This is a genomic window from Fusicatenibacter sp. (assembly GCF_977045365.1).
In genome coordinates, this window is the sequence record NZ_CDRRUH010000059.1 from 1 (window position 1) to 20180 (window position 20180).

The window sequence follows — 20180 nt, forward strand, 5'->3', positions numbered from 1 at the left end:
GTGCTGCAGAGCGCGAATTGCAAGGAACAGATTTGAAGGCGTACCGGGGTACGACGAAAATCTGTGACGCAGTAATTCACGCTCTGCGGTGCTGAATTTTTTGCATTATTTTCGGGGATTGCTATAAGAAGAATTTCAGATAGAGCAGAACGAGAAAAAGACTTTCCGGACAAACATAACATCCGGGAAGTCTTTTTCTGGTGTTTTCATATGATACAGAGCGGATTCAGCCCACCAGATCATTCTCGTCCGGCAGTTCCGGTCCGGTCAGCGCGTACGGGTCGAGAATGTCGTCGAGCTGCTTCTGCGTCAGCAGCTCATCCTTCAGAACGAGAGAGGTAACGCTCTCGCCTGTCTTCAGCGATTTCTTCGCAATCGAAGCTGCTTTCTGATATCCGATATACGGGCAGAGAGCTGTCGTGATGCCGACGCTCTTCGAAACGAGATCTTCACACCGTTTCTCATTTGCCGTAATGCCGAGAATACAGTTCTTCACGAGTGTCGTAACGGCTCCTGTCATCGAGGTGATGGAGGAGAACAGGGAATAGAAGACAACCGGCTCGAACGCATTCAGCTCCATCTGTCCTGCCTCAGCAGCCATCGTGATGGCCGTATCATTTCCGATGACATGGAACGCAACCTGTGTCACAACCTCCGGGATAACCGGGTTGATCTTTCCAGGCATGATCGAGGAACCGTTCTGCATCGGCGGCAGGTTGATCTCGCCGAAGCCGGTGCGCGGACCGCTGGACAGAAGACGCAGATCGTTGCACATCTTGGAAAGGTTGACGGCGCAGGTTTTGAGAGAACCCGAAACATTCACAAAGCAGTCGAGGTTCTCCGTCGCATCAAACAGATCCTCCGCCTGCATCAGCGGGTAGCCTGTGACAGCGGCGAGTGTCGGAACAATGTGGTGGAGATAATAGTCCGAAGCATTGATGGTCGTGCCGATCGCGGTTCCGCCGAGATTGACCGTATAGAGATCTTTGCTGGTGCGGTGGATGCGGCGGATGTCACGCTCAATCATCGTTGCGTAAGCGTGGAAGCTCTGGCCGAGACGCATCGGAACAGCGTCCTCAAGCTGTGTTCTTCCCATTTTCAGGATGTGGTCAAACTCCTGTGACTTGCCGAGCAGTGCAGCGTGGAGAGATTCCAGTGCGTGCAGCAGATGCGGGAGCAGATCAAGAACGGTCAGCTTTCCGGCAGTCGGGATAACGTCGTTCGTGGACTGTGCCATGTTGACGTGATCATTCGGGTGAACAATAGAATAATCTCCCTTTGTGCCGCCCAGAAGCTCAATAGCACGATTTGCGATGACTTCGTTTGCGTTCATGTTGGCGCTCGTTCCGGCACCGCCCTGGATTCCGTCAACGATGAATTCTTCTTTTAATTTGCCGGAAATAATTTCATCACAGGCATTGATAATGGCAGCCGCTTTTTCTTCCGGAAGACGTCCTGCTTCGCGGTTGGAGATGGCAGCTGCCTTTTTGATCTTGGCGAGATTCTGGATCATGACTGGGTTGATCGGTGTTCCTGTGATCGGAAAATTCCGTTTTGCACGGAGAGACTGTACTCCATAGTAGGCGTCAGATGGGACTTCCAGGGTACCAATTGAATCTGCTTCCATTCTTGTTTTCATAATAATCTCCTTCTTTCTGCACGAGTTAAATTGTATATATTGTCTGAAACAATTCTTGTTTTTCAGTTGATACCGGAAGAATAACACCAGCCGCAGAATTTGTAAATACCGCCGCCGAAGAACTGTGAAATCTTATTTATTTTTGCGTTTGATTTTAAATACCAAGGGACAGAAGCACTTTTTCTTTCTTTTCGAAAGCCGGCTTCTGTCGGATCACGTTTTCGTAGACAAAAAACGGCGAACGTGATATGCTGAACAGTATAAAAGTGAAAAAACAGGAGAGCAGCGTATGAAACATGAAAAAAGCAGAAACGATGCGGCGCGCCATGAGCTCGATCATATCGATGCAAAAATCCTGAATCTCCTTCGGGAAAACGCCAGGATGCCGCTGAAAGAAATCGCGGAACACGTATTTTTATCCTCCCCGGCAGTTTCCGCCAGAATTGAGCGGCTGGAGAAGGAAGGCTACATTACAGGATATCAGGTCAAATTAAATCCGGCGCTTTTGGGATATCCGATCAAAGCGTTCATCAACCTCGAGGTTGAGCCGGTTCAGAAAAAAGAATTTTATCCCTATATTGAAAAGGTCCACAATGTCGTGGAATGTAATTGCGTTACCGGTGATTACTCCATGCTCATTGAGGGCCTTTTTGTTAGTACCATTGAGCTCGACCAGTTTATCGGCGAGCTGCAGCATTTTGGACGGACGCGGACGCAGATCGTGTTCTCGACCTCCGTGGAGCACCGCCAGGTGACCGCACACGAGGCAGAAGAATAGGCACCGGTCCGCTCCGGCGGCTTTGTGTACCGAAAAAAATGCTTTGCAGGAGAATGCTTTTGTGTTATAGTGATAGAATACACAGAGCATTTTGCGCCCTTTTCGGGGCAGTGCTCCAAACGAAAAGATTTGAGGGAGGCCTGACCTTATTATGGAAGAAAAAGAAGTTGTTTCCAAAAATTTTATCGAGCTTGCGATTGACAAAGATCTGGCAGAGGGCGTTTACGACCATGTCTGCACACGATTCCCGCCGGAGCCAAACGGCTATCTTCATATCGGACATGCGAAATCCATTCTGTTAAACTACGGTTTATCACAGGAGTACAACGGAGAGTTCCACATGCGTTTCGATGATACCAACCCGACAAAAGAGAAAACCGAGTTTGTCGATTCCATCAAAGCCGATATCCAGTGGCTTGGCGCAGACTGGAAGGATCATCTGTACTACGCATCCGATTATTTCCCACAGATGTATGAGGCAGCCGTAAAACTGATCAAAAAAGGAAAAGCATTCGTCTGCGATCTGTCCGCAGAGGAGATCCGTGAGTACCGCGGAACCTTAACCGAGCCTGGAAAAGAGAGCCCGTACCGCAATCGTTCCGTAGAGGAAAATCTGGACCTGTTCGAGCGCATGAAAAACGGCGAATTCGAGGACGGAAGCAAAGTACTCCGTGCGAAAATCGATATGGCATCACCGAACATCAACATGAGAGACCCGGTTATCTACCGTGTAGCCCATATGCATCACCACAGAACCGGCGATACCTGGTGCATCTACCCGATGTACGACTTCGCGCATCCGATCGAGGACGCCATCGAAGGCATTACCCATTCTATCTGTACGCTGGAGTTTGAGGACCACCGTCCGCTGTACGACTGGGTTGTACGCGAGCTGGAATATCCGATGCCGCCGCGCCAGATTGAGTTTGCAAAGCTGTATCTGACCAACGTGGTTACCGGAAAACGTTACATCAAAAAGCTGGTAGAGGACGGCGTGGTAGACGGCTGGGATGACCCGCGTCTCGTATCCATCGCAGCACTCCGCCGCAGAGGCTTTACACCGGAGTCCATCAAGAAATTCGTAGATCTGTGCGGTGTATCAAAAGCAAACAGCTCCGTTGACTATGCGATGCTGGAGTACTGCATCCGCGAGGACCTGAAGCTGAAAAAAGCCCGTACCATGGCAGTCTTAAATCCGGTGAAACTTGTCATCGACAACTATCCGGAAGACCAGATCGAGATGCTGGAAGTACAGAACAACCTCGAGAATCCGGAGCTTGGCAGCCGCCAGGTACCGTTCGGAAGAGAGCTGTACATCGAGCGCGAAGACTTCATGGAGGAGCCGGTCCGCAAATACTTCCGTATGTTCCCGGGCAATGAAGTCCGCCTGATGAACGCATACTTTGTAACCTGCACCGGATGCGAGAAAGACGAGAACGGAAACATTACCGTAATCCATGGAACGTACGATCCGGAGTCCAAGGGAGGAAATTCCCCGGACGGAAGAAAAGTCAAAGGAACAATCCACTGGGTAGCAGCAAAGACAGCCGTCAAAGCAGAGTGCCGTCTGTACGAAAACCTGATCGACGAGGAGAAGGGCGTTTACAACGAGGATGGTTCCATGAACCTGAATCCGAACTCCCTGACCGTATTAAAAGAGTGCTATCTGGAGCCGTCTTTAAAAGATGCGAAAGCATACGACAGCTTCCAGTTTGTCAGAAACGGATTCTTCTGTGTAGACGCAAAAGATTCCAAAGAGGATGCACTGGTGTTCAACCGCATCGTATCCCTGAAGAGCTCTTTCAAGCTGCCGGCAGCGAAATAAATAAGAATTTTGAAATGGAACAGAGCAGCCGCCTGGATGAAACCGACATCCCAGGCGGCTGTTCTTTTTGTCAGGGGAGATGGGAAGATGAATGAATTGACGATTTCGCTGGATCCGCACCGGAAGACACCGCTCTATGAGCAGATCTACGGTTTTATCCGCGAGGAAATCCGCGGCGGACGGATCCGTGCAGGGGAGCGGCTGCCGTCGGCGCGGGCGCTTTCGGGCTATCTGTCGGTGAGCCGGAGTACCGTGGATCTGGCGTATGAGCAGCTCGTATCCGAAGGGTATCTGGAGAGTGTGCCGTGCAAAGGATATTTTGTCTGTGAGATTGAGGGACTGTACCGCCTCGATGAAAAGAAAGAGGAGACAAAAGAGGATGATGCCGCGGAGCAGACGCCGTTCCGTTGCGATTTTGCGGTGATCGGCACGGCGCCGGGTGGATTTCCGCAGAACAGCTGGAAGAAGATCTCGAAAGAAGTCCTGCTGGACGCAGATGACAGACTGTTCCAGCTTGGGGATGCGAAGGGCGAGCACGGCCTCCGGGAAGCGATCCGCGACTATCTGCACCACGCACGCGGCGTGAACTGCCGCACGGAGCAGATCATCATCGGAGCGGGAAATGATTATCTGCTGATGCTGCTTTCGGTGATCTTAGGGCGTGGTCATAAAGTGGCGATGGAAAACCCGACGTATATCAGTGCCTACCGCTGCTTTGCAAAGCTCGGCTATGCGATGTGCACGATTTCGATGGACGAAGCGGGCATGCGGCCGGCGGAGCTGGAAAAGAGCGGGGCGGATCTGGCGTACATCATGCCGTCCCACCAGTTCCCGATGGGCATGGTCATGCCGATGAAGCGGCGGATGCAGCTCCTTACGTGGGCATCGAGGGAAAATGGGCGGTATCTGATCGAGGATGATTACGACAGTGAATTCCGCTACAAGGGCCGCCCGATCCCGGCACTGCAGGGCAATGACACAGAGGGAAAAGTGATCTATCTTGGAACGTTTTCGCGGGCGATTGCGCCGTCCATCCGCATCAGCTACATGGTGCTGCCGGAGACGCTGCTGCCTGCCTACGAGGAGAACGGAAGATGCTTTTCCGCGACAGTTTCGAAGACGGATCAGAAGATTCTGGAAGAATTTATGCGGAGCGGCGCGTTCGAGCGTCATCTGAACCGGATGCGTGCGCAGTATAAAGGAAAGCACGACCTGCTGATCCGGCTTCTGAAGGAGTTTGGGCGGGAGTACACGGTGTCCGGCGAGAATGCGGGCGTCCATGTGCTGGTCCACCTGCCGAAAGGACTCTCTGAAGCGGAGGCGGTACAGCGGGCAAAAGAGGCTGGCGTGCGTGTGTATGGGCTGGAGCGGTACAGCATCGGCGCTGCCGCAGATCCCGCACAGGGCGGCACGGTGCTGATCGGGTATGCGGGGCTTTCGGAGGAGAAGATTGCAGAGGCAGCTGCGATTCTGAAAAAATGCTGGAATGCGTGAAAAAAGATATGAAAAAAACGGATTGCTTCGTCAGTGATAGAAACTGACGGAACAATCCGTTTTTACTGTTTGATAGAGAGTTGCAATGCGGACGGGATCAGCAGCCCAGCTCTTCGGTCAGCTCGCAGATCTCATCGATGATCGATCCAATCGTCTCAATCGTATCGAGAAGCGGCGCATCCGTCGAGATATCAACGCCGGCCATCTTTGCCAGTTCTTCCGGTGTCTTTGTGCTTCCGGCAGTCAGTACCTTTTTCCAGTCATCGACAGCGGTCTGGCCTTCGGTTTCGATGCGCTTGCAGACCTGTGTGGCAACGGTCAGTCCGGCGCTGTAGGTGTAAGAGTAAAGTCCCATATAGTAATGCGGCTGGCGCATCCAGATGAGCGCTGCGTCATCGGAAATTTCCACATCGTCGCCCCAGAACTTCTGCAGGGTCTCTTTCATAATGCTGCTTAACGTCTCAGCCTGTACACTGTCGCCGGCATCGATGAGCTTGTAAACCTCGCGCTGGTAAGCAGCCTCCATCAGATGGGTGACAAAGTTGTGATAATATGTGTTGCTGATCATACAGCTTAAAACCCAGCGGCGGAACCGCTTGTCCGGGTTCGTTTTCAGCAGATAATGAGCCATCAGAAGCTCGTTCATGGTAGACGGCGCCTCGACAAAATAAGAGGAAACCTCGGTATCGAGAATCGCCTGTGCGCCGTTGCAGAGACGGAAATGGCCGGCGTGGCCGAGTTCATGCGCCAGCGTGAAAACATCTGCCATGCGGTTATTCCAGCTTAAGAGAATAAAGGAACCTTTTCCGTACGGGCTGGCGCAGAAGCCGCCGGTGGATTTTCCCTGGTTCTGTGCAAAGTCAACCCAGCGTTTTTTGTACGCCTCCTGAATCATGGAAACGTAATCGTCGCCGAGAATGGCAAGGCCTTTTTCGATGTACTGTTTCGATTCCTCGATCGTGACAGACGGATCGTACTCCGGGTCGACGGCGATTTTCAGATCGGCGAAAGTCATGTGGTCAAGGTTGTGGATCTTTTTCAGCAGGCGGGCATATTTGCGCATATGCGGAGCCAGACGGGTGGTGATGAGATCGATCTGACGGTTGTACAGCTCGCGGCTGACCTGCTGCGGGAACAGAAGGGAGTCGATGACGGAATCGAAGCCGCGCAGCGTGGCCATGGTCTTTTCCGTCTGAAGCTGGGTATTGTAAGCGGCTGCAGTTACATTTTCATACTGTCTGATTTTGGCAGAAAAGGCAGAGAATGCACTGCGGCGGATATCGGTGTCTTTTTCGTACTCATAATTATCTTCAAACAGGGAGTAGCCGAGCGGATATTCTTTTCCGTTTACGGTGAAAGAATCAAATTTCATATCGGCAAGTTTTGCCATGTTGTAGATCTGGTATGGAGCTGAGAAGGTCTGGGACAGAGCGGAAATGGCACGCTCGGTTTCCGGACTCAGGCGGTGTGCCTTGTTGCGGAGAATCTCGGCGAGATAGCAGCGGTTCGCATCTGACTGCTGCATGGCCTCGTTCAAAACATCCTCGGACTGTTCGGAAAGCTCGCTCTCGATAAAGGTGAGACGGCTGAAAATCTCAGAGATCAGGCTGTTGATGCGGTCGTTGCGCGTCTGGTTTGCACTGTTGTAATAGTCGACAGAGACGGCGAGATCGCAGTAGTTGGCGGTCAGTGTGATCAGACGGTAGACCTCCTGGTAATCGTCGAGGCATTGATTGATAACATCTGCGCTGGTGAGTTTTCCTTTGTAGGATGCTTCCATAGAAAGACTTAACTCTTTCATTTTCTGCGCATCGGCAAGCATGGCCTCCTCGGCTGGATAGATTAAAGACAGGTCCCAGGTAAGTTCTACAGGGACGTCATCGCGTTTTGCAAGTTCCATAACAATCTCCTTTCCATAAAAAAGGGGAGGTTTCCCTCCCCAGGAATTACTTCCTTATGGTTCTATATTCTGTTTTTGGGTTTTATTCTGCGGTTACTTCGCTTTTTTCCTGCGGAGAAACTTCACAATCCGCAGCAGACGGTGTTTCTTCTGCGGCGCCTGCAGTTTCTTCTGTTGTTTCTTCCTTGCAAGAATCCGCTTCATCATCGCCAGATTCAGCGTTCGGCGCTTCACATGCGCTTTCGCTATCGTCCGCACCGCTTTCTTTTTCCGTGTTTTCTTCTTCGGACTCTGCGGTTTCGCTTTCAGCTTCTGCATCAGCTGTTTCGGAACCCTCATTGCAAGCTGCAGATTCCGGATCCGGTGCAGCATCCTCTGTACTTTTCGTTTTCGGAAGGGTCGTATAAGTACGTTCAGCAGGAGCAGGCTCTTCCTCTTCAAATTCGTCTTTAAAATCGTCAAAATCTGTTTCAAGATCTGCTTTTCCTTTCCGGATAAAATAGACTGCCGCACCGCAGGCTGCGCCGACAGCGGCAGAAGCCAGAGTAAGCAGAATACGTTTTGATTTCCGTGACATCTCGATTCAAGTCTCCTTTCAAATGCTGTCCTTTGAAACTATTGTAATACAGTTTCAACAAAAAAGAAAGTAAAATCTTACGGGATTCGGAAAAAGTGCCAAAGAAAACAAGAAAAAGAAGGTTTCCTGACACAGAAACAGCATCAGGCAAGGATAAACTTACGAAGAATCTCTGCCACACCGCTGTGGTTGCAGTCGTTTTCTGTGATATAATCCGCACTCGCTTTTACCGCATCGGTTGCATTTTTCATGGCGGCACCGACGGCAGCGGCCTCGATCATCGAAATATCATTTTCCTGATCTCCGGCGGCCACGGTGTTGGCAAGCGGAATCTGAAGAAGCTCGCAGAGTTTTTTCACGGCATGGCCCTTGGAAACGTGTTCCGGGACATGCTCGAGGTAATGCGGGCTGGAGTAGAACATCGAAATTTTTCCTTTCGCCCACGGCTCCATGACAGCGCGGTAAGCATCCATTTTGGCACGGTCGTGGAGATCAATTACAATCATCTTGCACGGCTCCTCGGCGAGGTGCTCCGGCAGAAGCGGATCCTCCACAACGGGAATGTGGATTGCCTGCGTGTAAATACGCGTTTCCTCGCCCGCATGGCGGCAGAGAAGAGAGGTGTCGGAGTAGGTGTGGCAGTAGAGGCCTGCCTCCTGCGTTTTTTCGAAAATGACGCGTGCATATTCGAGCGGAATCGTGCGGCGGTACAGCGTTTTTTGCGCAGCACAGTCGTAAATCAGTCCGCCGTTGAAAGCGATGGCATAGCAGCCTTCGCGGTCAAGTCCGAGCTCTTTTAAGATCGGCAGAAAGCCGGAGAGCGGGCGGCCGGTGTTGAACACAATTTTGTGGCCGGCGGCAAGTGCCTCTGAAATGGCATCCATGTTTTCTTTTGTCACCTGCTTTTCGGAATTTAGCAGGGTATCGTCCATATCGGTAAAAAATATTTTCACAGTCTGATTCATATTCTGTTTTTTTCCTTTCCAAGAATCTGAAAAACAGCTTCATTTTATCACAAAGTGCAGGAAAAGAAAATATGGTTGCGCAGGGAGAAAATACAGGATATAATGATTGCGGACAAGAAGAGAGAGAAGAAAGAAAATCGAAGAACAAAAGAGACAACGAAGGGAAGTCAGAATATGATAAAAGCTTGTATCTTTGACCTGGACGGCACCATCGCAGACACCGTAGAATCGATTGCGCATGCAGTCAACCGCGTTCTGGAACATTTTGGACTTGTGCCGCGCCCGGTAGAAGCCTTCAACTTTTACGCCGGAGACGGTTTCGATCTGGCAGTGGAGCGCGCCTTAAAGGACGCCGGAGATGCAGAACTGAACTATCTGCAGGAGGGCATCCGCCTTGGCCGCGCGTGGTTCAACGAGGACCCGCTGTATCATGTAAAGCCGTATCCTAATATGCGGGAAACCCTGACCGCGCTGCGGGAAGAAGTTCCGATTGCCGTATGTTCCAACAAGCCGCACGAGGCGGCCATCCACGTCGTGGAAAGTGTGTACGGACCGGGCTTTTTCAACCGGATTCAGGGGCAGACCGCAGAAATCCCGAGAAAGCCGTCCCCGATCGGTGCGCTTGCGATTGCAGACGCACTCGGCGCCAGACCGGAAGAGTGCCTGTATTTTGGAGATACCAATACGGATATGCAGACCGGAAATGCTGCAGGCATGTTTACCGTTGGTGTGACGTGGGGATTCCGTCCGCGCCAGGAGCTGATCGACAACCACGCGATGGAACTGCTCGACCGGCCGGAGGAAATCTTAATGCTTTTTCACAGAAAGAATCAGGAAAAATAAAACGAATAGAGGAGGAAACCAGAATGGGAGAATATACCGAAGAATGCATCAACACATTTTTAATGAATCAGGGCCAGTTATTCGATGAGCCGGTGGCTGAAAATTACGATGAGGCAGAGGCCTTTCTGGAGGACTGCCTTGCAGTCGTTGCCGACAATCTGGACGACGTGCGCGCCTACATGGAAGAAGAGGGCATGGACGTGGAAGAAATGTCGGATGCGGAATTAGAAGAGCAGAGCGAAGTCTTTGCCCTGCCGGACGGCCAGTATCTGATCGTGATGGGGTAAAAAACGAGAGGAAATTAAAAAAGAATGAAATATGATGTCATTATTATCGGCGCAGGCCCGTCAGGTATTTTCTGTGCCTATGAACTGCTGAAAGAGAAACCGGATCTGAAGGTGCTGATGATCGAAAAAGGACGTTCGATCGAGAGCCGTCAGTGTCCAAAGAGAAAAACGAAAAAATGCGTGAACTGCAAACCGTGCTCGATCACAACGGGATTTGCCGGAGCAGGCGCATTCTCCGACGGAAAGCTTTCCCTTTCCCCGGATGTCGGCGGAAATCTGCCGGAGATTTTGGGATATGAAAAGACGGTTGAGCTGATCCACGAGTCCGACCAGATCTATCTGGATTTCGGCGCAGACAAGAACGTTTACGGTGTCGATAAAGAAAAAGAGATCCGTGAGATCCGCCGCAGAGCGATCAACGCCAACCTGAAACTGATCGAATGTCCGATCCGCCATCTCGGAACCGAGGAAGGCTACAAGATTTACAGCCGCCTCGAGGATCACTTAAAAGAGATCGGCGTGGAGATGAAATTCAACACGATGGTCAATAATATTATGATCGAGGACGGCCGTGCGACAGCTGTAACGCTTGAGGACGGAACGGTTTACGAGGCAGATGAGATTGTCTCCGCAGTAGGCCGAGAGGGAGCCGACTGGTTCTCCCATATCTGCAACAGTCACGGCATTGAGACCGAGGTCGGAACTGTCGATATCGGTGTCCGCGTGGAAGTCCGCGACGAGGTCATGGAGTTCCTGAACAAGAACCTGTACGAGGCAAAACTCGTTTACTATACCCCGACCTTCGATGATAAGGTACGTACTTTCTGTACGAACCCGTCCGGAGAGGTGGCAACCGAGTATTATGAAAACGGTCTGGCAGTTGTAAACGGCCACGCTTACAAATCCCAGGAGTTCAAGACAAACAATACAAACTTTGCCCTTCTGGTATCGAAAAACTTCACGAAACCGTTCAAGACCCCGATCGAGTACGGCAAACAGATCGCACAGCTCTCCAACATGCTCTGCGACGGCAAGATCCTTGTTCAGACGTACGGCGATTTCAAGCGCGGAAGAAGAACGACAGAAGAGCGTCTCTGCCGCAACAACCTGATCCCGACCTTAAAAGATGCCGTTCCGGGCGACCTTTCCCTGGTCTTCCCGCACCGTATCATGGTCGACATTGCCGAGATGATCGAAGCCCTCGATAAAGTTACCCCGGGTATCGCCAGCGATGAGACTCTGCTGTACGGCGTAGAGGTAAAATTCTATTCCAACAAAGTTGTCGTAGACAAAGACTTCTGCACCAGCGTCAAAGGCCTCCGCGCCATCGGCGACGGCGCATCCGTGACCCGCGGCCTCCAGCAGGCAAGCGCAAACGGACTGTCGGTTGCGAGAAGCATTCTGAAAAGCATGAAATAAGAGAGAATGAAAAAAAGATCCTTCGTCTGTAAAATGAGACGGAGGATTTTTTTGTGCCGGAAAGTGGGATGCTGCAGATTATACGCCGTACAGCTTCCGGAACTGCTTCGGCGTTGTCCCGGTCTGCTGGCGGAAAACCGAGATAAAGTAACTGACATCGCGGTAGCCGCAGAGGGCAGCGATGCCGTCGAGCGTAGTGTAAGGACGGCTGATGAGAAGCTCCTTGGCGCGGCTGATGCGCAGAACGCTGATGTACGAGCGGACAGAGCTGCCGACAAAACGCTGGAACAGGCGGGTCAGGTACTGCGGCGTGATATGGAGCTGTTCCGCCAGATCATCCACATCGAGCGGGTCGGAAAGGTGACTTTCGATTTCCTGTATTGCCGGGCGGACATACTGGAGATACAGCGGATGCTCCGTCCGGGAAAGGCCGGTGCGGAGCTGGGAAAGCCGTGTCAGAAACTCGAAGCATCCAACGGAGAGTGCAGTATCATCGATTTCATTTTTCAGAAAATGCGAGTCGATCATACGGTCAATCCATTTCTGAAACCACGTACCCTCCGAGGCCGGGACAAAAAGATACGGCGCGACGGCACAGATTTTATAGAGATCCTCGGAGAGCTTTCCGTCAAAGGTCAGAAAGGATGTAAACCACATCCCGCTTCCGCCGTTTTCGCGGTATTCATGCGGTACATGCGGAGCAATCAGAACCCCGTCGCCTGGTTTCAGCAAAAGTTCCTGGCCTTCGAGGGTCAGCAGCCCTTCGCCGCGTTCCGTCTGGATCCAGTGATACAGGGGAAAGCCGTTCGGGCGCACAACGGGCTCCTGCAGCCAGCGGTTGCCGATGCTGTCGGCGGAGAGGGAAAAATCCGAGGCGGACGGTTTAAAGAAAATAGGCATAACAGTCAGTTCCTTTCTGAAAGAAAAGTCTAAAATAAGATTCCGGAATGAGTTTCGAAAATTCATACTTTTTAGACAAGCATATCATACTTTTCTCACAAAGACCAGTATATAATAGAGCCATCAAAACGAGATATCCAAACACAGGAGGAATCAAAAAAATGCAGCCAAAATTCAAAAAAATGTTATACGGAGGAGACTACAACCCGAACCAGTGGCCAAAAGAGATCTGGGATGAGGATATGAAACTTTTCCATCAGGCCGGCATCAACAGCACCACGATCAACGTATTTTCCTGGGCAAAAATCCAGCCGTCCGAGAATGAGTACGACTTCACCGAGCTCGACGAGATCGTAGACACCCTGACAAAAGAGGACGTTCAGATCGTCATGGCAACATCCACCGGCGCACTCCCGGCATGGATGGTACACCGTTATCCGGAAGTGGCAAGAACCGATTTCGAAGGACGCCATCACAAATTCGGCCATCGCCACAATGCGTGCCCGAACAGCCCGGTTTTCCAGAAATATGCAAAACGCCTCGCAGAAAAACTGGCTGAGCGCTACGGCGACAACAAAAACATCGTCTGCTGGCACATCAGCAATGAGTACGGCGGCGAGTGCTACTGCGAGAACTGTGCAAAGGCATTCCGCGTATGGCTGAAAGACAAATATAAAACACTCGACGAAGTCAACAAGGCATGGAACATGGAGTTCTGGGGCCACACGATCTACGACTGGGACGAGATTGTACCGCCGAACGATCTGGGAGACGGAATGGCATGGGGATGCGGCACTGCATTCGCAGGTATCTCTCTTGACTACATGCGTTTCAACTCCGACGGCATGCTGAACAACTACAAAATGGAGCGCGACGCGATCCGTAAATACGACAAAGAAACCCCGATCACCACAAACCTGATGGGAACGTACAAAGGCCTCGACTATTTCAAGTGGGCAAAAGAAATGGATATCGTATCCTGGGACAACTACCCGAGCTACAATACGCCATGGAGCCACGTAGCTATGACCCACGACCTGATGCGCGGCCTCAAAGACGCACCGTTCATGCTGATGGAGCAGACTCCGAGCCAGCAGAACTGGCAGCCGTACAACTCCTTAAAGAAACCGGGCCAGATGCGCGCACAGAGCTATCAGACCGTTGCACACGGCGCAGACACGATTCAGTTCTTCCAGCTGAGAAGAAGCGTCGGCGGATGCGAGAAATTCCACGGTGCTGTTATCGCACACGCAGGAACCGCAGATACCCGTGTCTTCCGTGAGGTAACCCAGCTCGGAAAAGAACTGGAGAAAATCGGAAGCCGTGTGATGGGCTCCGAGAACCACGCAAAAGTCGGCATCATCTTCGACTGGGAAAACTACTGGGCACTGGAGTACACCAGCGGACCGAACCGCGATTTACGTTACGTAGACCAGATCGAGCAGATGTACAATTACTTCTATAACAAGAACATCGCTGTCGATATGATTCCGGTCGACGCGGACTTCTCCAAATATGACCTCGTTGCAGCACCGGTTCTCTACATGGTAAAAGACGGTGTGACAGAGAGCCTGGAAGTTTATGTACAGGCAGGCGGAACCCTCATCACCACCTACATGAGCGGTATCGTCGGACAGTCGGACAACGTTCATCTCGGCGGATACCCGGGACCGCTCAGAAAAATGGCAGGCGTATGGGTAGAAGAGATCGATGCTCTTGCACCGGAGCAGAGAAACAAGATCCGTTTCGCAGATGGAACCGAGGAAGAGTGCCGTCTCGTATGCGACCTGATGCACCTCGAGGGAGCCGAAGAAGTTGCCAAATATGAGGATGACTTCTACGCAGGCATGACCGCAGTTGCGAAGAATTCGTTCGGAAAAGGAATCGTATACTATGTCGGAACCGACCTCTCCGAGAACGGCCTTGCAAAAGTACTTGCCATGGCAGCAGACGGCGCAGCTATTCAGCCGGTCATCGAAGAAGCAACCGCACTGGAAATCACAAAACGCCAGGCAGACGGCGAGGATCTGTACTTTATCATCAACTTCAAGGATGAGGAGCTTCCGCTTCCGGCAGTCTTCGACGGAAAAGAAGATATCCTGACTGGAGAAAAAGTACAGGGCGGCGAGATGCTGAAGAAATACGATCTGCGCATTGTCAGCGTTCCGAGAGCATAATATGAAACATATTATATAGTAGAAAAATAACAAAAAAGACACAGCGGGAAGCAGAAAGATACTTCCAGCTGTGCCTTTTTGATGCAGTGAATTTATTCGGATGCTTAGTGGGAAAACGAAGCCCGTGCGACGATATTCTCCATCTCGCCCCATTTTTCTTCCATATCCGCCACAAGCGCGATCTGCGTCCGCGCCCGCACGAGGTTGTGCTCCGGGTAAGCGGTTTTGAAGTAGGTATCACCCATCAGGTAATCAGCGAGAAAACGGATGCCGCATTCGAGGGTCATCAGTTTTGCACCCATCGGCAGCATCTCGACCTCCGCGCGGGTCAGGGAACCGGCACAGCCTGCGAGAAAGCCCTCTGTGTAGCTTTCAAAGAGCGGAAGGGAAAGAGACACCTTCGAGACATCCTGTTCGTCCTCAGCGGCCGTATTCGCGCCGAAGCGGATCGAATCGCCGAAGTCAAAGATCGACAGTCCCGGCATGATCGTGTCGAGGTCGATGACACAGATGCCTTCGCCGGTTTTGTCATCGATCATAATGTTGTTCAGTTTCGTATCGTTGTGCGTTACGCGGAGCGGCAGCTCGCCCGAGGCCTTCATGCGCTCGGCCACGCCGTAATCGTCTGCGTGGTCGAGGAAAAACGCCATCTCATCCGAAACGTTTTTCAGCCGTCCTTTCGAATCCGCCTGTGCCGCCTGTAAAAGTGCCTGATAGCGGAGCGGTGTGTTGTGGAAATCCGGGATCGTCTCAAAAAGAGAGGCGGACGGGAAATCGGAGAGCATCTGCTGAAAGCGGCCGAAAGCCTTACCGGTTTCGTAAAACAGCTTCGGATCTGTCACGGCATCATAGCAGGACGCATCGGAAATAAAGAGAAATGCGCGCCAGAATTCTCCGCGTTCATCGACGAAAAACCAGGCATCGTCTGTCGTCGGAATCAGGTTCAGCGTCTCGCGGAATGGATCTCCGCCTGCAGCCGTGATTTTTTTCCGCAGAAACGAGGTCACCTGTGCAATATTCTGCATCAGCTCCGTTGGATTGTGGAAAACAGTGCGGTTCATACGCTGCAGAATCGATTTGCGGAGAACACTGTTTTCGGTGGAGCGGACCAGAAACGTATCGTTGATATGGCCGTTTCCGTGCGGCGTCCAGTCCGTGACGGTGCCCGGAAAGGAAAATGCGTGGACAATGGAAGAGAGCTCTTCCTGTGTGTATGTCATCATCATGGGTATAAAACTCCTTATTCTTATTTAGCCAAACCTGCTTAAGTAAAGCACATGCAGGGCAAAAAGTCAAGAAAAGGGCGCGAAACGATTGACAACGTGTGTCATTTCCGACTATAATAGACAACAAAGTAAATCAAAAATGCAGTGACAGGGAGGAGTACCTGGCGGCGTGAAGCAAAAGAGAGGAAACGGCTGGTGAAAAGTTTCCGTGAGCGCGCCTGTGGAAGTAGCCCTCGAGCAGTGGACTGAACAGAAAAAGCAGACAACAATTTTTCCCAGTAGGCTCCAACGTCATTCCCACGTTACCGGGATGCCGTATCGGATGAAACGTTTAAAATCCTGTACGGAATGAGCAGAAGAGGATTCTTCTGGAATTCAGGTGGTACCGTGGATGGAAACATTCTCCCTGAACGTAAGGCACAGAAAATTGTGTCTTACGTTCAGGGAGTTTTTAATTTAGAACAGGAGGTTTTCATATGAAACAGATTACAGGAAACAAACTTCTGGTAAAGGCTCTGAAAGAGGAAGGTGTCGAGTATCTCTTCGGTTATCCGGGAGCCTGCACCATCGATATCAGCGATGAGCTTTACAAACAGGATGAAATCAAAATCGTTCTGCCGCGCCACGAGCAGGCGCTGGTGCATGAGGCGGATGCCTATGCGAGAACGACAGGAAAAGTCGGCGTATGCCTTGTTACCAGCGGCCCTGGTGCAACCAACCTGGTTACCGGCCTTGCAACGGCAAACTACGACAGCGTTCCGCTTGTCTGCTTCACTGGACAGGTAGCCCGCCACCTTATCGGAAACGATGCGTTCCAGGAGGTTGATATCGTCGGCATCACCCGCAGCATCACGAAATACGGCGTGACCGTCAGAAACCGGGAAGACCTCGGACGCATCATCAAAGAAGCCTTCTACATCGCCCGCACCGGAAAACCGGGCCCGGTTCTCATTGACCTTCCAAAAGATGTCATGGCAGAGCTCGGCAGCGCAGAGTATCCGAAGAACGTCAACATCCGCGGCTACAAACCGAACACCAGCGTACACATCGGCCAGTTAAAACGTGCGCTGAAAATGCTCGCAAAAGCAAAACGCCCGCTGTTCCTTGCAGGCGGCGGTGTCAATATCGCACATGCGCAGGAGGTCTTCCGCGAAGTGGTCGAGAAAACACAGGTGCCGGTTGTCACAACCGTTATGGGACGCGGCGCGATCTCCACGAAACACCCGCTGTTCATCGGAAACCTCGGCATGCACGGCGCGTATGCGGCCAATATGGCAGTCAGCGAGTGCGATCTGCTGTTCTCCATCGGAACACGTTTCAACGACCGTATCACCGGAAAGCTGCATGAATTTGCCCCGCACGCACAGATCATCCACATCGATATCGACACCGCTTCGATCTCCCGAAACATCCACGTCGATATTCCGATCGTAGCCGATGCAAAAGAGGCGATCACGAAGATGGCAGAGTACGTAGAGCCATGCTCTACATCGAAATGGCTCGCGCAGATCGATGCCTGGAAAAACGAGCATCCGCTGACGATGCGGCCGAACGGCGTGATGGGACCGCTTGATATTTTCAACGCGATCAACGAGCAGTTTGATGACGCGATCATCGTCACCGACGTCGGACAGCACCAGATGCTGACAAGCCAGTACGTCGACATTACCGAAAACCGCCAGATCATCATGTCCGGCGGTCTTGGAACGATGGGATACGGCCTTCCGGGCGCGATCGGAGCAAAAATCGGCAACCCGGACAAACCGGTCATTGCGATTTCCGGTGACGGCGGTATGCAGATGAATATTCAGGAACTTGCGACTGCTGTTCTCGAAGAGCTGCCGGTTATCCTGTGTATCTTTAATAATGAATACCTCGGCATGGTACGCCAGTGGCAGAAACTGTTTTACGGCAAACGGTACAGCATGACGAATCTGCGCGCCGGTGCACTTTCCCGCAGAACAGACGGAGAAGAGTATCCGGAATACACGCCGAATTTTATTAAGCTGGCTGAGAGTTACGGCGCAAAAGGCATCCGCGTCATGAAGAAAGAGGATATTGCCGCAGCGTTTGAAGAGGCGAAGAAAAACACCAGGACTCCGACGATCATCGAATTTATCATCGATCCGGAGGAAATGGTTTACCCGATGATCAAGCCGGGCGGAACGCTCGAAGATATGATTATGGACTGTTAGGAGGAGAGCGCGATGAATAAAGGAATGAAAAAAAGATGGATTTCACTGTACGTAGAAAACCAGGTTGGTGTCCTTTCCAAGATTTCCGGGCTTTTTTCCGCAAAAAGCTATAACCTGGACAGTCTGACCGTCGGAACGACCGAGGACCCGACCGTATCGCGTATGACGATCGCCACGGTCAGCGACGATGAGACGTTTGAGCAGATCAAAAAACAGCTGAACCGCATGGTCGAGGTCATCAAAGTCATCGATTTCACCGATGTGTTTGTGCGAATGAAAGAGATTCTGTATATCAAGGTATTCAACTGCAGCGCAGCTGACAAAGTCGAGCTGTTCCAGATCGCCGAGACGTTCAAGGCGAAGGTCATCGACTACGGAAAAGACAGCCTGCTGCTCGAGTTTGTCCAGACGGCGACGAAAAACGATGCGGTTGTGAAGCTGATGAAAGAGGAATTCGGCAAGATCGAGGTCGTGCGCGGCGGAAGCGTCGGTATCGAGTCGATCAATGTGATGGAGCGGTAAAAGAGAGGACGTTTTTGCGTGAACGAAAAGAGTATTACCACAATTACGTTAAAAAAGATTAATAAGAAAAGTGTGTATCAGTACATCTATGAGCGCCGGCAGACGGCGAAGCAGCAGATTGTGCAGGATCTGACGATGGGGCTTTCCACCGTGAGCCAGAACCTCAACGTGCTCGAGGAGGAGGGGCTGATTTCGCGGGACGGCTTTTTCGAGTCGACCGGCGGCCGGAAAGCCCAGGTGATCCAGATCGTGCCGGAGTACCGGATTGCGGTCGGTGTCGGCATTTTGAAAAACATGTTTCATCTGGCTGCGGTCAATCTCTACGGAGAGGCGATCGCAGAGGAGACGGTCGCTGTGCCGTTTGCGCAGAGTGATGCGTATTATGACGGGCTTGCGGCGGCGCTGGAATCGTTCCTGGAACGCAATGGGTATGACAGGGAAAAGGTCCTCGGTGTATCAATTGCGACGCAGGGAATCCCGGCGCCGGACGGGGAGTCGGTGCTTTACGGGGAGATTCTCCACAATACGGATATGAAGCTCGCCGACTTTTCCACACGGATTCCGTATCCGTGCCGCCTTGAGCACGATTCGAAAGCGGCGGCGTCCCTGGAACTCTGGAATCATCCGGAGATTGAAAGTGCGGTGGTATTCCTGCTGAACCGCAACCTGGGCGGGGCGGTGATCACGAATCACAAGGTGCATCAGGGGCTTTCGATGCACAGCGGAACGCTCGAGCATATCTGCATCGACCCGGAAGGGCCGGAGTGCTACTGCGGGCAGAGAGGGTGCCTGGAGACGTACTGTTCCGCAAATGCGCTGGAAGCGGCAGCAGAGATGCCGGTCAAAGAATTTTTCCCGGCACTGCGGGAAGGAAACGATGCGCGTCTTGCAGAAATCTGGGATGCGTACCTGTCTCATCTCGCCTATGCAATGAAGACAGCAAATCTGCTGCTCGACGGAGCGGTGATTGTGAGCGGTTACCTTGCGCCGTATTTCACAGAAGAAGACTGCCGGACACTGCTTGAAAAAGTCAATGCAGCCAGCCCGTTTCCGCTTGTGCGGGAGCAGCTTCTGGTCGGCACACACGGCCAGTACACACCGGCGATCGGCGCGGCGCTTCTCTTTATTGAAGAGTTTCTGCAGTCGGAATTTTAACACCAGTAGACAAGAAGTCCCCCGCTTATAAAGCGGTGGAATGAATTGTTAAAAGAAACATAACGGCAGTGGCGGGCGGAGAGAAATCGGTATCCTCTATAGAAAATCCGGGAACGGAAAGTTTTAAAATGCTTTCCATTCCCGGATTTTTATGTTTTCTGCAGAGTTCGTTTTTAGATAAACATCGCATAAATTGATGCCCCGACCACAGTCAGAATACCTGCAACCGCAATCGAAAGGCTGCTCATCGCACCCTCGACATCGCCCATCTCCATGGC

At 51.7% G+C, this 20180-nt stretch carries 17 protein-coding genes and 1 other annotated feature; of the genes, 10 read left to right on the forward strand and 7 right to left on the reverse strand.

Annotated features, from left to right (window positions below; genetic code table 11):
• Nucleotides 1-226: 226 nt before the first annotated feature.
• Nucleotides 227-1639, reverse strand: coding sequence for an aspartate ammonia-lyase (locus ACY2VW_RS11800; protein ID WP_461878200.1), 1413 nt, complete (start codon nucleotides 1637-1639; stop codon nucleotides 227-229).
• Nucleotides 1640-1928: 289 nt separating this feature from the next.
• Between ACY2VW_RS11800 and ACY2VW_RS11805 the strand changes: the two genes are divergently transcribed.
• From ACY2VW_RS11805 to pdxR, 3 genes are all read left to right on the forward strand, one after another.
• A complete protein-coding gene (locus ACY2VW_RS11805; protein ID WP_461873911.1) occupies nucleotides 1929-2417 on the forward strand; it encodes an Lrp/AsnC family transcriptional regulator in 489 nt (162 codons plus the stop codon).
• Between the two features lie 151 nt (nucleotides 2418-2568).
• Nucleotides 2569-4242 (forward strand): glutamine--tRNA ligase/YqeY domain fusion protein, encoded by a 1674-nt coding sequence (locus ACY2VW_RS11810; protein ID WP_022463080.1) that lies wholly within the window; start codon nucleotides 2569-2571, stop codon nucleotides 4240-4242.
• 87 nt (nucleotides 4243-4329) lie between these two features.
• A complete protein-coding gene (pdxR, locus tag ACY2VW_RS11815; protein ID WP_461878201.1) occupies nucleotides 4330-5736 on the forward strand; it encodes a MocR-like pyridoxine biosynthesis transcription factor PdxR in 1407 nt (468 codons plus the stop codon).
• A gap of 97 nt (nucleotides 5737-5833) precedes the next feature.
• Here the strand turns inward: pdxR and pepF are convergent, their stop codons facing one another.
• From pepF to ACY2VW_RS11830, 3 genes are all read right to left on the reverse strand, one after another.
• On the reverse strand, nucleotides 5834-7636 hold the full coding sequence (pepF, locus tag ACY2VW_RS11820; protein WP_461878202.1) for an oligoendopeptidase F: 1803 nt from the start codon (nucleotides 7634-7636) through the stop codon (nucleotides 5834-5836).
• 82 nt (nucleotides 7637-7718) lie between these two features.
• Nucleotides 7719-8213, reverse strand: a complete 495-nt coding sequence (locus ACY2VW_RS11825; RefSeq protein WP_461878203.1) for a hypothetical protein — start codon at nucleotides 8211-8213, stop codon at nucleotides 7719-7721.
• A gap of 143 nt (nucleotides 8214-8356) precedes the next feature.
• Nucleotides 8357-9178 (reverse strand): Cof-type HAD-IIB family hydrolase, encoded by an 822-nt coding sequence (locus tag ACY2VW_RS11830; protein ID WP_461878204.1) that lies wholly within the window; start codon nucleotides 9176-9178, stop codon nucleotides 8357-8359.
• A gap of 174 nt (nucleotides 9179-9352) precedes the next feature.
• Here ACY2VW_RS11830 and ACY2VW_RS11835 point away from each other — a divergent pair, with 174 nt between their 5' ends.
• Genes ACY2VW_RS11835 through ACY2VW_RS11845 form a run of 3 tightly spaced genes read left to right on the forward strand, consistent with a single transcriptional unit; the run spans nucleotide 9353 to nucleotide 11727 of the window.
• Nucleotides 9353-10021 carry an HAD family hydrolase gene (locus ACY2VW_RS11835; RefSeq protein ID WP_461878205.1) on the forward strand — a complete coding sequence of 223 codons (669 nt, stop codon included), beginning with the start codon at nucleotides 9353-9355 and terminating at the stop codon, nucleotides 10019-10021.
• Between the two features lie 23 nt (nucleotides 10022-10044).
• Entirely contained in the window at nucleotides 10045-10308 is a 264-nt protein-coding gene (locus ACY2VW_RS11840) for a hypothetical protein (RefSeq protein WP_055221292.1), read from the forward strand.
• A gap of 24 nt (nucleotides 10309-10332) precedes the next feature.
• Nucleotides 10333-11727, forward strand: a complete 1395-nt coding sequence (locus ACY2VW_RS11845) for an NAD(P)/FAD-dependent oxidoreductase (protein ID WP_461878206.1) — start codon at nucleotides 10333-10335, stop codon at nucleotides 11725-11727.
• A gap of 78 nt (nucleotides 11728-11805) precedes the next feature.
• On the opposite strand, the gene ACY2VW_RS11850 is transcribed toward ACY2VW_RS11845, so the two are convergent.
• Nucleotides 11806-12627 (reverse strand): helix-turn-helix transcriptional regulator, encoded by an 822-nt coding sequence (locus ACY2VW_RS11850; protein WP_461878207.1) that lies wholly within the window; start codon nucleotides 12625-12627, stop codon nucleotides 11806-11808.
• Nucleotides 12628-12788: 161 nt separating this feature from the next.
• Here ACY2VW_RS11850 and ACY2VW_RS11855 point away from each other — a divergent pair, with 161 nt between their 5' ends.
• The gene (locus ACY2VW_RS11855; protein ID WP_461878208.1) at nucleotides 12789-14804 is read left to right on the forward strand and encodes a beta-galactosidase; all 2016 of its coding nucleotides are present in this window, start codon (nucleotides 12789-12791) and stop codon (nucleotides 14802-14804) included.
• Nucleotides 14805-14908: 104 nt separating this feature from the next.
• On the opposite strand, the gene ACY2VW_RS11860 is transcribed toward ACY2VW_RS11855, so the two are convergent.
• Nucleotides 14909-16030 (reverse strand): phosphotransferase enzyme family protein, encoded by a 1122-nt coding sequence (locus ACY2VW_RS11860; protein WP_461878209.1) that lies wholly within the window; start codon nucleotides 16028-16030, stop codon nucleotides 14909-14911.
• 135 nt (nucleotides 16031-16165) lie between these two features.
• Nucleotides 16166-16442 (forward strand) — a binding site (T-box leader).
• 64 nt (nucleotides 16443-16506) lie between these two features.
• Between ACY2VW_RS11860 and ilvB the strand changes: the two genes are divergently transcribed.
• Genes ilvB through ACY2VW_RS11875 form a run of 3 tightly spaced genes read left to right on the forward strand, consistent with a single transcriptional unit; the run spans nucleotide 16507 to nucleotide 19902 of the window.
• Complete coding sequence (gene ilvB / locus ACY2VW_RS11865; protein ID WP_461878210.1) at nucleotides 16507-18225, forward strand: biosynthetic-type acetolactate synthase large subunit; 1719 nt, start codon at nucleotides 16507-16509, stop codon at nucleotides 18223-18225.
• A 12-nt stretch (nucleotides 18226-18237) separates the two neighbouring features.
• Nucleotides 18238-18747, forward strand: a complete 510-nt coding sequence (gene ilvN / locus ACY2VW_RS11870; protein ID WP_022463092.1) for an acetolactate synthase small subunit — start codon at nucleotides 18238-18240, stop codon at nucleotides 18745-18747.
• Nucleotides 18748-18765: 18 nt separating this feature from the next.
• The gene (locus ACY2VW_RS11875) at nucleotides 18766-19902 is read left to right on the forward strand and encodes an ROK family transcriptional regulator (protein WP_461878211.1); all 1137 of its coding nucleotides are present in this window, start codon (nucleotides 18766-18768) and stop codon (nucleotides 19900-19902) included.
• Nucleotides 19903-20075: 173 nt separating this feature from the next.
• On the opposite strand, the gene ACY2VW_RS11880 is transcribed toward ACY2VW_RS11875, so the two are convergent.
• Nucleotides 20076-20180, reverse strand: a 105-nt coding sequence (locus ACY2VW_RS11880) for an LrgB family protein (protein WP_461878212.1), incomplete at its 5' end; no start/stop codon positions are given.

Bases quoted from the DNA above. Each gene is read 5' to 3' on its own strand.
- ACY2VW_RS11810 (WP_022463080.1), top strand. From the start codon at position 2,569: ATGGAAGAAAAAGAAGTTGTTTCCAAAAATTTTATCGAGCTTGCGATT.
- ilvB (WP_461878210.1), top strand. From the start codon at position 16,507: ATGAAACAGATTACAGGAAACAAACTTCTGGTAAAGGCTCTGAAAGAG.
- ACY2VW_RS11860 (WP_461878209.1), bottom strand. From the start codon at position 16,030: ATGATGATGACATACACACAGGAAGAGCTCTCTTCCATTGTCCACGCA.
- ilvN (WP_022463092.1), top strand. From the start codon at position 18,238: ATGAATAAAGGAATGAAAAAAAGATGGATTTCACTGTACGTAGAAAAC.
- ACY2VW_RS11835 (WP_461878205.1), top strand. From the start codon at position 9,353: ATGATAAAAGCTTGTATCTTTGACCTGGACGGCACCATCGCAGACACC.
- ACY2VW_RS11855 (WP_461878208.1), top strand. From the start codon at position 12,789: ATGCAGCCAAAATTCAAAAAAATGTTATACGGAGGAGACTACAACCCG.
- ACY2VW_RS11805 (WP_461873911.1), top strand. From the start codon at position 1,929: ATGAAACATGAAAAAAGCAGAAACGATGCGGCGCGCCATGAGCTCGAT.
- ACY2VW_RS11800 (WP_461878200.1), bottom strand. From the start codon at position 1,639: ATGAAAACAAGAATGGAAGCAGATTCAATTGGTACCCTGGAAGTCCCA.
- ACY2VW_RS11850 (WP_461878207.1), bottom strand. From the start codon at position 12,627: ATGCCTATTTTCTTTAAACCGTCCGCCTCGGATTTTTCCCTCTCCGCC.
- ACY2VW_RS11830 (WP_461878204.1), bottom strand. From the start codon at position 9,178: ATGAATCAGACTGTGAAAATATTTTTTACCGATATGGACGATACCCTG.
- ACY2VW_RS11845 (WP_461878206.1), top strand. From the start codon at position 10,333: ATGAAATATGATGTCATTATTATCGGCGCAGGCCCGTCAGGTATTTTC.
- pepF (WP_461878202.1), bottom strand. From the start codon at position 7,636: ATGGAACTTGCAAAACGCGATGACGTCCCTGTAGAACTTACCTGGGAC.
- ACY2VW_RS11840 (WP_055221292.1), top strand. From the start codon at position 10,045: ATGGGAGAATATACCGAAGAATGCATCAACACATTTTTAATGAATCAG.
- pdxR (WP_461878201.1), top strand. From the start codon at position 4,330: ATGAATGAATTGACGATTTCGCTGGATCCGCACCGGAAGACACCGCTC.
- ACY2VW_RS11825 (WP_461878203.1), bottom strand. From the start codon at position 8,213: ATGTCACGGAAATCAAAACGTATTCTGCTTACTCTGGCTTCTGCCGCT.